Below are 11,962 nucleotides of genomic sequence, written 5' to 3'. Positions count from 1 at the left end.
GAAGCCCGTGCAGAAGCGGCCAAGCTATTCCGTGGAGGCAGTCGACAACGCCCTGCAGCTTCTCCAGCTGCTGCGTGACGGCGGGGCGTTGCGGCTCAAGGACGCTGCAACGGAGCTGGGTGTCGCCCCGTCCACAGCCCACCGCCTGCTGGCGATGCTGGTCTACCGGGGTTTCGCCGTGCAGGACGAAACGCGCCGCTATCTGCCTGGTCCGGCGATGGGCGTGGGGCCGGCCGGGCTGAGCTGGACCAGGCTGCTCCGATCCCTTGCCCAGCCCCACATGGAACTGCTCTCCGCGCAGCTCAACGAAACGGTGAACCTCATGGTGCGGGTGGGCACCAAAGTCCGTTTCCTGGCCACGGTGGAAGGAAACAACGTGTTGCGGGTGGGCGACCGGCAGGGGACGGTCATGCCCGCCAACAGGACGTCGGGAGGCAAAGCGATGCTGGCCGAACTCGAACCCCAGATGATCGACCAGCTCTTCCGCAGCCACAACGCCGAGATTGGCGGCGACACCATCCCGGCCGAGGAATATCCGGCGTTCCTGCGCGAGCTGGAATCCGTCCGCAGCAACGGCTTCGCGGCCAACTTCGAGGGCACGGAGGACGGGGTGAGCGCCCTGGGGATTGCCCTGCACAACCGGCACGGACAGGTCGTCGGGGCGCTCAGCGTCGCAACCCCGGCGACCCGCTTCCGCAGGGTCTTCGACGCCGGACTGGTCCCCGCGCTGCGGGAAAGCTGCCGGCAGCTCGAGATCGATATCGCGGCGAATCCGGCCGAGCCGGACTAAGTCCGGCGCAGGCCGGTACTATGAATTCTGCCCTGCAGAATATGCTGGGGATCACACGGCCGGATCCGTAGAGTCGAACTACGCCAAAGAACTGTTCGCCCTACCGAGGAGGCCCACGTGTCCATCAGCGCCGAGAACACGACTCATGAGTCAGTTGCCGCGGGGCATACTGCCCCGGAGCCGACGCCTGAAGAGGCTGCCCAGCTCAAGGAGCTGTACCGCGATTTTGACCGGGAGAACCTGATCCCGCTCTGGACCGAGATCGCGGACCTGATGCCGATGGTCCCGACCCCCAAAGCGGTGCCCCACGTTTGGCGGTGGAGCGATCTCTACCCGCTGGCCGCCCGCGCCGGGGATCTGGTTCCGGTGGGCCGGGGCGGCGAACGCCGCGCGATTGCCCTGGCCAACCCCGGCCTGGCCGGGACCCCGTATGCCACCCCCACGCTGTGGGCGGCGATCCAGTACCTTGGTGCCCGGGAGACCGCGCCGGAGCACCGCCACTCGCAGAACGCGTTCCGCTTCGTCGTCGAAGGCGAAGGCGTCTGGACGGTGGTGAACGGGGACCCGGTCCGGATGTCCCGCGGGGATTTCCTGTTGACCCCGGGCTGGAACTTCCACGGCCACCACAACGACACCGATGAGCCGATGGCCTGGATCGACGGCCTGGACATCCCGTTCGTGCACTACGCCGACGCCGGGTTCTTCGAGTTCGGCACCGAGCGTGTCACGGACGAGGCGACCCCGGACATCTCCCGGTCCGAGCGGCTCTGGGCGCACCCGGGCCTGCGCCCGCTCTCGGGCCTGGATGACACCACGAGCTCCCCGATCGCGGCGTACCGCTGGGAATACACCGACCGTGCCCTGACCGAACAGCTCCTGCTCGAGGACGAGGGGCACCCGGCCACCGTGTCCCAGGGCCACGCCGCGGTCCGCTACACCAACCCCACCACCGGCGGGGACGTGATGCCGACCATCCGGGCCGAATTCCACCGCCTCCGCCCTGGCGCCTCCACGCAAGTCCTCCGTGAGGTCGGCTCCAGCGTGTGGCAGGTCTTCGAAGGTTCCGGCACGGTGGTCCTGAACGGTGAAACCCGGACCCTGGCGAAGGGCGACCTGTTCGTCGTCCCCTCCTGGGCCGAATGGTCCCTGCAAGCCACGAGCGAGTTTGATCTCTTCCGCTTCAGCGACGCCCCCATTTTCGAACGGCTGAACTTCAACCGCACCTACATCGAAGGACGCAACAAATAATGAGACTGCTCACCCTCCGCCTCGCCCAAGGGGAAAAGACCCTCACCAAGGCCGTGCGCCAGGACGGCGACACCCTGACCGAGATCGACGGCTTCGCCGACGTCGGGGCCCTCCTGAAGGACCCGACCTGGGAAGCGACCGCGAAGGCCGCATCCGGCGCCACGCACCCGCTCGAGGGCGCGGACCTGGCCGCCGTGGTCCCCTCACCGGCGAAGATCATCTGCGTGGGCCACAACTACCGCAACCACATCAAGGAAATGGGCCGGGAGGTCCCGGAGTTCCCGACCCTGTTCGCCAAATACCAGGAATCCCTGATCGGCCCGAACGATGACCTGGCCCTTCCGCAGGAATCCGACGCTGTGGACTGGGAGTCCGAACTCGCCGTCGTGATCGGCAAAACGGGCCGCCGGATCGCCGAAGCCGATGCCGCGGACCACATCGCCGGCTATGCCGTCCTGAACGACGTGTCCATGCGCGACTACCAGTTCCGCACCATCCAGTGGCTGCAGGGCAAGACCTGGGAAAAATCCACCCCGTTCGGCCCCGCTCTGGTCACCAAGGACGAGTTCAGCGGTGGCCTCATGAGCACCGCGGTCGACGGCGAGATCCAGCAGCAGACCCCCACCAACGACGTCGTTTTCACCCCCGAATTCCTGGTCTCCTACATCTCCACCATCATCACCCTGAACCCGGGAGATGTGATCGCGACCGGCACCCCCGGCGGGGTCGGCCACGCCCAGGACCCCAAGCGCTACCTCCAGGAAGGCCAGCTCCTGGTCACCACCATCGAGGGCCTCGGAGAACTGAAGAACCGCGTCATCAAGGAAGCCTGATGGTCGCCCGCCACGACCAGAGCACCGACCCGGAGCTGCTCGCGGCGCTGCTACAGGCCCGCCGGGGCACGGCGTTCTTCGCCCGCAAACTCAACGAACTCACCGACGCGGAACTCGACGGCGACACGCTGCTGCCGGGCTGGACCCGCCGCCACATCACGGCGCACATCGGCTACAACGCCCGGGCGATCGCCCGGCTCGTCGAGTGGGCGGCCACCGGGGTGGAAACCCCGATGTACGCCTCCACCGAGGTCCGGGACCACGAAATCGACTTCGGGGCAACCCTGTCCCCGATCGCGCTGCGGCACCTCTTCGACCACTCCGCCGTGCATCTGAACGTCGAATGGCGCGACCTGCCCGAGGACGCCTGGCACCACAGAGTCCGGACCATCCAGGGCCGCGAAGTGCCCGCCACTGAAACTGTCTGGATGCGCACCCGCGAAGTCTGGATGCACGCCGTCGACCTCGCCAACGGCGCCAGCTTCCAGGACATCCCGGAACCCGTGCTCGAACGGCTCCTGACGGACATCACCGGCGCCTGGCACACCCGCGGCACCGATGCCGGCCTCCTCGTCAAGGTCACGGACCGGAACCTCACCTTCGGGGACACCACCTCGGCGTCCCCGACGGTGGTTTCAGGACCGCTCGCGTCCGTCGTCGAATGGGCCGCAGGACGCGGCAACACCGGCGTGACTGCCACCGGCCCCGGCACTGAAGCCAACACCAGTTCGGTGCCGGCCGCACCGAAATGGATCTGAGCCGCAGCGCCTGATCCCCCCATGACCAGGAAAGCCCCCTCAATCGAGGGGGCTTTCGTCATGGCCGGGCGCTGCCGCAGCCGTTTCCGTCAGCCCTGGTGGAGGTCGGGTGCCCTCCCGGCGTCGAGCATCCCCGCGATCTTTTCCTCCAGCGCGGCCAGCGTCGCGTCCGGCAGCACGATCAGTCCATCCAGTTCGCGCCGGGCGCGCTTGTACGCCGTTTGCCGCTCCGCCGGTGTGGCGGCGGCATCAGAGGCGATCCGCAGCAGCTTCCGGGCCGTTGCGAGGCGCTCCCGTTCCGGGCCGGTGAAGTTGCTGTCCCTGATCCGCCGGGCTTCCCGCTCGGCGACGTCGAACGCCAGTTCAAAGCTGTGGACGGCTTCGCGGTATTCCGCCAGCGCGGCTGCCGTGGAGATGTCCTCGGCGGCCCGCGGCCGCAGTCCGTCGGCCTGCCGCTTGGCACGCAGGAACGCCACGGTCAACGGTTCGCGGACATCGGTCATAACCGGAAAGTCGATCAGTTTCCCTACGTCCAGTTCGTAGGCGAGCCAGCGCCGGTTGACGGCGTCGTGGCTCTCCATCAGCTGCCGGACCTGGGACCGGCTGGCGTGCTCCACCTCCGCGGCCCGGTTGCGGAGCTGGTAAAGCTCCACCCGGCGCCGGTGCCGGCGTTCGCTGGCCCTGGACCAGGAACGCGCCCAGCCGCCAACCAGTCCGCTCAGCGGAAAGATGAGCCACCAGAAGTGCCCGACGTAATTGAAGAACTGATCCACCGCATCATCCTCCCATCCGCGTCCGGGCAGGCTCAAGGGGCCTGTCAAAGGGAGTGCCCCCTTCGTGTGAGGGGGCACTCCCTTTGGCGGTCAGCTGCCCGGGTGTCAGTCCTCGTGCTTGACCTTGTGCACCCGGGTGACGATGGTCGGGCACGGCAGATTGACGAGGACGGCGTGGGCCGTGGAGCCGAGCACCATCCGGGTGAAACCACCACGGCCGCGGCTGCCGATCACGAGGAGGCGTGCCTTCTTGCCGGCCTCGACCAGTGCCTTGGCGGGTTCGGTGTCGGTCTCCAACTGCTGGTGGACAACGAGGTCCGGGTACTTGTCGGCCAGCCCGGCCACGGATTCAGCCAGAACAATCCGGTCCTCCTCGAGGATCGATTCGGCGAGCCCGCTTTTCGGCAACTGGTTCTCGACCCAGCGGGCCGGCCGGTGGAAGGCGAGGACCACGGTCAACTCGTCACCGCCCCGGTCTGCTTCCGCGGCGGCGAAGTCAACGGCCTGCAGGGACTCTTCCGAACCGTCCACACCAACGACGACGCCGTGGTCGGCGGCGCTGCGCTTCAGCGGGATCACCGCTGCGGGTATTTCCGAGGCGGAGACGATTTGCAGGGCCCGGTCCGTCAGCGGTCCGCCGTCCATCCAGTGCTTGTCATGCTCGCCGACGACCACCATGGACGCTTCCTTGGACACCTCGCGCAGAACCGAGCCGCCGCTGCCATGACGAAGCTGGATGTCCACTTTCACGTCGGGGGCCTGCTCTGCGGCGCTGGCCTGTACCTTCTGGAGCAACTCCATGCCGGCTTGCCTGATGAGCTCGTGGTACTGGAAATCCGGGGACATCCAGCGGTCGTCCACAGCGTGAATGACGGTCACCGGAAGCTTGTCCCGGGCCGCCCGCCCAAGAGCCCATGTCAGGGCGGCTTCGCTTCCAGCTGATCCGTTGATACCGACGACGATTGGTTTATTCATTCTGAATCCTGCTCTTTTCCATGGCGCGGTCTGTTCTGCATCGCATGATCCGGGCGGCAGCACCAAAAGGCCGCCGACACTTCAGTGTGCGCGCCGGGGCTACCACCGGTTAGGGCCTTAAGCCCCTCACTCCCCGTGCCCCCGCGCGTAGCGTCCGGCCTGCCGGACGCTGCGGGGACGGTGCTTGTGTGGCTGCACGGCACTCAGCACTGGAGCAGCCACGGGACTCCACGCATACTGGAAAGCCAGCGGCGATCCTGCGGCCCGGGCCGCAGCGGACCGCACGGCTGGGCTGCTGCTGGCACACCGTCTCTTCAAGTCCACCTCGACCGGGCGGCCACCGAGGTGCTGCGGAGCTACATGCTGCCGGACGGCGGGCAGCAGATTAGAAGCCCGTCGGTTCCGTCTCGAATTCCGGTTCCCGGGGTGGACCTTCGTGGTGCACCGGGCGCAGTGCGGCAGTGTGCTCGAACCAGACCAGCGCGTCGTAGCGTTCGCCAATCCGGGTCGGGACGTAGTTCCCGAGCTCCCGCTCGGGATGGTAGACCACACCGATCGCCCGGTGGCCGAGCCAGGTGGAAAGCCAGGGCCCGGACCTGTCCTCACCAAACTCCAGCACCGACGGCACCCCCAGCGCCTCGTGCAGGAAGTCCTCATGGCTTCCCGGGCGCGCCGGCGGAACCGGCATGATCCGTTCCGGGCTGCCCCAGGCGTCCGCGGCGATCACCTCGCCCCGGTGGGAAGCAAAGCCCACCAGCATCACGCCGTCCGCGGCGTGCCGCTCACGCAGCAGCTGCCCCACGTTGACCAGCCCGTCCTGGGCCATGTCGGTGGCCCGGGCGTCCCCCACGTGGGTGTTGTGCTCCCAGATGAGGCCTTTGGATGCGGGACCGAGATGCCTGCTGAGCCGGTCGATGGTGTCGGCCATGTGGTGGTCGCGGATGTTCCAGGACTGGCGGTCGCCGCGAACCATGATGCGGTAGTAGTGCTCGGCGTTGGCGGCCACCTCGGCGTTCTGCACGGCGTCGAACGCGCCTTCGCCGTGGTCCCCCGGGCTGGATACCCGGTTCCTGACCTCGGTAAGGAGGGCGATGACGTCCGCTTCGCAGGACTGCGGCACCAGCCGCGTGCTCCAGGCGTACTTGTGCGGGTCCTCGTGGTGCGGCAGGAAGCACTGCCAAGCGCGCATGGCGGCGGGGACGGCGTCGGGAACGTTCTGCTCCAGCCAGCCGATGATCTCGCGGAGCGAATCCCAGAGCGAGTACACGTCCAGCCCGTAGAAGCCGACGCGCTGGCTCAGCGGCTGGCCGAGATTCCAGCTGCGGAGCCAGTCCAGGAAGGCTGCGACTTCCTCGTTCGCCCACATCCACGTGGGCCAGCGTTCGAAGCCGCTGAGCAGCGCGTGGACGCCCTGGTCCTGCCCGGCCTCGCCCCGCACCCAGCGGTTGATCCGCCAGCAGTCCGGCCAGTCGCCCTCCACCCCGATCCAGTTGTAGCCTTCCTCCTCGATCAGGCGCCTGCTGAGTGTGTCCCGCCAGGTGTAGAACTCGTGCGTGCCGTGGGAGGCTTCGCCGATCGCGACGAAGCGGCAGTCGGCCGCGCGCCGGACCAGTCCGTTGAGGTCCCGGTCGGTCTTTAGCGGGCGGGCCAGCGAGTGGATTTCCGCCAGCACAGCGGATTTGGCAACACCGGATGTCATCGGGGCTCCTCAAGAGAGATTTGTTCAAGGTGTTCCGGAACCCGCGCACGCCAGCCCAGCTCCCGCTTGATCCGGATGCGCAGGGCATCCGATGCGTCCGGTTCACCGTGCGTGATGTACGTCATCCGGGGTTCCCGTTCCGCAGCCTTCAGCCACGAGATGATCCCGTCCGCGTCAGCATGCGCCGAGAGGCTTTCCATCTGGATCACCTCGGCCCGGATCTTGACGTCCTCACCGTAGATGCGGAGCTCGCGCTCGCCGGCAGCCAGGCTGGCGCCGCGGGTGCCTCCGGCCTGGTAGCCGCTGAGGATCACGGCGTTCTTCGGATCCGGCCCGTAGGCGGCCAGATGGTGCAGGATCCTTCCGCCGGTGAGCATTCCGCTGGCGGAGATGATGATCATCGGGCCGCCGCGAAGGTTCAGCAGCTTGGATTCATCGACCGAGCGGGTCAGCTTCGCGAGTTTGTACATGTTAAGGTATTCCGCCTCCTTGAGCCGGTGCTCCTCGGGGTGTCGCTGGTACATCCCGGACGCGTCAATGGCCATCGGGCTGTTGAGGTACACCGGGATGTCGGGGATCAGGTTCTTGCTGCGGAGGCGGGAGAGGTGCAGCATCAGGGTTTCGGCGCGGCCGACGGCGAACGCGGCGAACAGCACGACGCCGCCGCGCTTCGCGACCCTGTTGATGATGTCCCCCAGCTGCTTTTCGGGATCCACGGTGGAGTGCTTCCGGTTCCCGTAGGTGGACTCCGTGACGAGCACCTCGGTCTCCCCCAGGGGGCGCGGCGGGTACATCAGCGGGTCGTCCGTCCGGCCCAGGTCGCCGGTGAAGTGCACCGAACGTGAGCCGAGGCGCACGTGGACCTGGGCGGCGCCAAGGATGTGGCCGGCGGGCAGGAACGTCATTTCCATTCCGCCGCCCAGGTCCATGGGCTCGTCGAAACCGTGGATTTTGAAACTGTTGAGGGACTTGACAGCGTCGGCCGCGGTGTAGAGCGGGAGTGCCGGGCTGTGCGCGGTTGATCCGCGGTGCGTCGCGTAGCGGGCCTCTTCCTCCTGCAGGTAGCCGCTGTCGGGCAGAAGCAGCTTGCACAGGTCCGTGGTGCCGTCGGTGGCGATGACCGGACCGGTGAACCCGTCCCGGACCAGGGCAGGAACATAACCGGTGTGGTCCAGGTGCGCGTGGCTCAGCACCACGGCGTCGATCGAGTCCGGCCGCACCGGGAAGGGCGTCCGGTTGCGCTCGCGGCTGCGTTTGTACCCCTGGAAGAGCCCACAGTCCACCAGCACCCGTTTCCCGCCGGCCTCGAGCAGGTACCGGGAGCCGGTGACGGTGTCGGTGGCTCCGAGGAAACGGAGGGTGGGCTGCTGGTGCTTCATGGTGCTCCCGTTTCCGCGAGGAATTACCGGCATCGATGCGAGGGGGCACGGCTGACCCGCGCAGGCGACGTATCCCCAGCTTCCGCCCGTGGCGGCCCTGCCCGTAGGGCCAAAGGTCACCAACGCCCGGCGCCGGCGCAGGTCCGGCGGCCTGCACCGGTAGGATTTTCCGGGCAGGCTCTTTGGCCCGCTACCACCCGGCGGATTCCAGCGGCTAGGACTGATGATGAAGAAGAAATCCATGCGGACGGCGCCCAGGGCCACGGCACAACAGCCTGCGGCGTTGTGGAGCGACCGGCCGTGGACCCGTTCCTACGGGCCGGGTGTTCCGGCGGACCTGGTGCTCCCCGAGGGCTCGCTCGTGGACCTCATGGACAGCTGCGTGCGCCGCTACGGATCGAAGCCCGCCCTGGAGTTCTTCGGTGCCCGCACGAGCTACCGCGAGCTCGGCGCTCTGATCAGCAGGGCGGCCGCAGGCCTCGCGAAACTGGGCGTCAAGGCAGGCGACAGGGTTGCCCTGGTAATGCCGAACTGCCCGCAGCACATCGTTGCCTTTCATGCCGTGCTGCGCCTCGGCGCCGTCGTGGTCGAGCACAATCCGCTCTACACCGACCGGGAACTGCGCCACCAGTTCGAGGACCACGGGGCCGCCGTCGCGATCGTCTGGGACAAGGCGGTGGAGCGGGTCCGGCAGCTGCCGCCCGACGTCGGACTGCGCAGCATCGTCTCCGTGGAGCTGATTCCCGCGATGCCGCTGCTGCAGCGGCTGGCGCTGCGGCTTCCGGTTGCCGCGGCCCGCAAGGCACGCGCTGCCCTGACGGTCGGCAAAAGGCAGCCGCAGGGCCGGCCGGCGCCGGCCCTGCGGCCCGTGCTGCCGTGGCGTGAGCTCCTCGACGCCGGGGAGCTGAGGAAGAAGCATCCCCGACCCTCCGCCCAGGACCTCGCCGTCCTCCAGTACACGTCCGGCACCACGGGATTGCCCAAGGCCGCCATGCTTAGCCACGCCAACCTGCAGGCGAACGCCGCGCAGGGCCGGGCCTGGGTGCCGGGGCTCAAGGACGGCCGGGAAACCGTGTACGCGGTGCTGCCGATGTTCCACGCCTACGGCCTGACGCTCTGCATGACCTTCGCGTTGAGCATCGGCGCGAAGCTGGTCCTCTTCCCCAAGTTCGACGTCGACCTGGTGCTGAAGGCGCTCAAGAAGTCCCCGGCAACCTTCCTGCCGGCCGTACCGCCGATCTACGACCGCATCGCCGCCGCGGCGGCAGAACGCGGCATCAGCCTGGAAAGCATCCGTTTCTCCATCTCCGGCGCCATGAACCTGCCGACGGCGACCGTGGAGACCTGGGAGAAGGCGACCGGCGGCTACCTGATTGAGGGCTACGGGCTGACCGAAACCTCACCGATCGCAATCGGAAACCCCTTCGGCCCCAGCCGCAAGCCGGGAACAGTGGGTGTCCCGTTCCCGCTGACCGACATCCGGGTGGTGGACCCCAGGAATGTCGCGCTGGACCGCGTCCCCGGCGAGGAGGGCGAACTCCTGATCCGAGGCCCCCAGGTGTTCTCCGGCTACTGGAACCGGCCGGAGGAGACCGAGGAGGCCCTGCTCGAGGGCGGCTGGTTCCGCACCGGCGACATCGTCTCCGTGGACGACGACTACTTCGTCACGATCCGGGACCGGATCAAGGAACTGATCATTACGGGCGGCTTCAACGTCTCCCCCAGCGAGGTGGAGGACGTCCTCGCCACGTTCCCGGGGATCGCGGACGTCTCCGTGGTCGGGCTTCCCCGCCCGGGAGGGGGCGAGGACGTGGTCGCCGCCGTCGTGCCGATCCCGGGCACCACCATCGATCCGGAGGCACTCCTGGCCTTTGCCCGGGAGCAGCTGACCGCCTACAAGGTGCCGCGCCGCGTAGTGGTCCTCGATTCGCTGCCCCGGTCCCTCATCGGCAAGGTCCTCCGCCGCGAGATCCGCGACACCCTCGTGGCGGGACGCTGAACCGGCGGACTACTGGCCGCGGCGCGCGCCGGGATTGAGCCTGGCGATTGCCGTGGACAAGACCGTGGCGAATCCGCACCACAGGGCGTAGGGGGCCAGGGCGACTCCGGCGGCGCGGTTCAACTGGTGGGTGCGCCGCACCAGGTCGGCGCTGCTCGCCGCCAGCACGGCGCATTCCGCCGCGGCCAGCCACGGCCGGCGGGCACGCCAGAAGAGCCAGCTCCACGCCGCATTGAGAACGAGGTTCGCGGCCAGGGCGCCCCGGTAGGCACGGAGCTGCTGCTCCCTGGTTTCGTTGCCGGGGGTGTCCCCCGCTTCCTGGCTGTTCAACGCGACGGCGGTTGTCACGGCGAGGTCGGCGTAGAGCGCCGTCCAGACCACGGGAAAGGCGATGGCGGGCGGCTGCCAGTCCGGTTTGCGCAGCCGCCGGTACCAGCCGCTGCCCGGATCCGTCGCTGCTCCGCCGGCCGCTGCCGTCGCGGCGGTCGCCGCCGCCGTCCATACCGCTGTCATTGCTTTCATTGCTGCTCCTCTGTTCGTGTGGTTGCCGCCGTACCCGGGCGCAGGCGTTCGCCGATAAACTCGATGGTCCGGTCCAGGGCCGCCTTCGTCGGGTGCCCCGGGGTGTCCACCAGGTCGACGGTCAGGACGCAGTGCGCGGACTCTGCTATTCCGAACGGATTTCCCGGTGACGAGTCGATTTCGATGCTTTCAAAACCCGCACCGAATTCCCGCCGCATGGTGGCGAAGCGCTCCGCCGGGCACGCCCGGTCATTGCTGAACCGCAGGCCGAGCAGCCGGAGTCCCTGGCTGGTCCGCGCCTTCACCTGCGCCAGCTCGCCGTCGTCCAGCCCGACGGCGGCACGACCGCGGGCGGTGAGACCCGCCGGCAGCGCGGGCTGGCTCATGACCGGGGCGATGACGGCCGGGTCCAGGGCCATGGCGAGGGCGAAGCTGCCGGTCATGCACATCCCGATGGCCCCGACCCCGGGACCGCCGCACTCCCGGTGCGCCTTGGCGGCGAGGGCCCGCAGCCAGCCCGTCGCCGGGCTGCTCCGGTTCGCCAGGACGGCGAATTCGCGGGAAATGCAGACCTTGGCGATGGACTTCACGATGCCCTCACCCGCTTTCCCGCCGGGCCGCCCGAACATGGAGGGAAGGTAGACGGTGTAGCCGCGATCGATGAAGCGGCGGGCGAGGTCCAGCACCCCCGGATGGATGCCGGGGACCTCATGGATGAGGATCACGGCCGGGCCGGCACCGCCCCGGAAAACCTGGTGGCTGATGCCGTCGTGGCTGAAGGTCGATTCGGTGAAGCCATCCAGCGTTTCCCCTCGCTTCGACTCCTCCCCTTGCTCCGGCATGGACGTCCCCCTCGGTCCCGGGGCGTTGTGCTTCGGCCCACCAGAGCCGCCCCGCGTACCGCACATGCTACGGAACTGCGGCGCCGCCGTCGACAGCAGATCCCTTGCGGCGCTCCGGGCCAGCTGATAGGCCTGTAATAGGCC

General features: G+C 68.2%; 11 protein-coding genes. 5 read left to right on the top strand and 6 right to left on the bottom strand.

The window, feature by feature from the left end:
* Window positions 1-7 precede the first annotated feature (7 nt).
* The 4 genes from QCD75_RS10485 to QCD75_RS10470 all read left to right on the top strand — a co-directional run bounded on the left by QCD75_RS10485 (window position 8) and on the right by QCD75_RS10470 (window position 3,629).
* Entirely contained in the window at window positions 8-790 is a 783-nt protein-coding gene (locus QCD75_RS10485) for an IclR family transcriptional regulator (protein ID WP_441005467.1), read from the top strand.
* 117 nt (window positions 791-907) lie between these two features.
* Window positions 908-2,038: a cupin domain-containing protein gene (locus QCD75_RS10480; RefSeq protein WP_301228318.1), complete on the top strand. Its 1,131-nt coding sequence runs from the start codon at window positions 908-910 to the stop codon at window positions 2,036-2,038.
* Window positions 2,038-2,871 carry a fumarylacetoacetate hydrolase family protein gene (locus QCD75_RS10475; protein ID WP_301228316.1) on the top strand — a complete coding sequence of 278 codons (834 nt, stop codon included), beginning with the start codon at window positions 2,038-2,040 and terminating at the stop codon, window positions 2,869-2,871. The genes QCD75_RS10480 and QCD75_RS10475 overlap by 1 nt, the downstream gene beginning before the upstream one ends.
* Window positions 2,871-3,629: a maleylpyruvate isomerase family mycothiol-dependent enzyme gene (locus tag QCD75_RS10470; protein ID WP_301228314.1), complete on the top strand. Its 759-nt coding sequence runs from the start codon at window positions 2,871-2,873 to the stop codon at window positions 3,627-3,629. Before QCD75_RS10475 ends, QCD75_RS10470 begins: the two co-directional genes overlap by 1 nt.
* An 89-nt stretch (window positions 3,630-3,718) precedes the next feature.
* On the opposite strand, the gene QCD75_RS10465 is transcribed toward QCD75_RS10470, so the two are convergent.
* From QCD75_RS10465 to QCD75_RS10450, 4 genes are all read right to left on the bottom strand, one after another.
* Window positions 3,719-4,402, bottom strand: coding sequence for a hypothetical protein (locus QCD75_RS10465; RefSeq protein WP_301228312.1), 684 nt, complete (start codon window positions 4,400-4,402; stop codon window positions 3,719-3,721).
* Window positions 4,403-4,507: 105 nt separating this feature from the next.
* The gene (locus QCD75_RS10460; RefSeq protein WP_301228310.1) at window positions 4,508-5,377 is read right to left on the bottom strand and encodes a universal stress protein; all 870 of its coding nucleotides are present in this window, start codon (window positions 5,375-5,377) and stop codon (window positions 4,508-4,510) included.
* A gap of 385 nt (window positions 5,378-5,762) precedes the next feature.
* On the bottom strand, window positions 5,763-7,076 hold the full coding sequence (locus tag QCD75_RS10455) for an erythromycin esterase family protein (RefSeq protein WP_301228308.1): 1,314 nt from the start codon (window positions 7,074-7,076) through the stop codon (window positions 5,763-5,765).
* Window positions 7,073-8,455, bottom strand: a complete 1,383-nt coding sequence (locus QCD75_RS10450) for an MBL fold metallo-hydrolase RNA specificity domain-containing protein (RefSeq protein WP_301228306.1) — start codon at window positions 8,453-8,455, stop codon at window positions 7,073-7,075. Before QCD75_RS10450 ends, QCD75_RS10455 begins: the two co-directional genes overlap by 4 nt.
* 241 nt (window positions 8,456-8,696) lie before the next feature.
* Between QCD75_RS10450 and QCD75_RS10445 the strand changes: the two genes are divergently transcribed.
* Entirely contained in the window at window positions 8,697-10,454 is a 1,758-nt protein-coding gene (locus QCD75_RS10445; RefSeq protein ID WP_301228391.1) for a long-chain-fatty-acid--CoA ligase, read from the top strand.
* 9 nt (window positions 10,455-10,463) lie between these two features.
* Here QCD75_RS10445 and QCD75_RS10440 read toward each other — a convergent pair whose 3' ends face one another.
* Entirely contained in the window at window positions 10,464-10,976 is a 513-nt protein-coding gene (locus QCD75_RS10440; RefSeq protein WP_301228304.1) for a TspO/MBR family protein, read from the bottom strand.
* The gene (locus tag QCD75_RS10435; RefSeq protein WP_301228302.1) at window positions 10,973-11,818 is read right to left on the bottom strand and encodes a dienelactone hydrolase family protein; all 846 of its coding nucleotides are present in this window, start codon (window positions 11,816-11,818) and stop codon (window positions 10,973-10,975) included. The genes QCD75_RS10440 and QCD75_RS10435 overlap by 4 nt, the downstream gene beginning before the upstream one ends.
* Between the last annotated feature and the right edge of the window lie 144 nt (window positions 11,819-11,962).

The organism is Arthrobacter sp. PsM3 (assembly GCF_030433895.1).
Taxonomy (GTDB): Bacteria; Actinomycetota; Actinomycetes; order Actinomycetales; family Micrococcaceae; genus Arthrobacter.
Note: the sequence above shows the minus strand (reverse complement) of the source record. Positions and strands in the feature narration are given on the sequence as shown.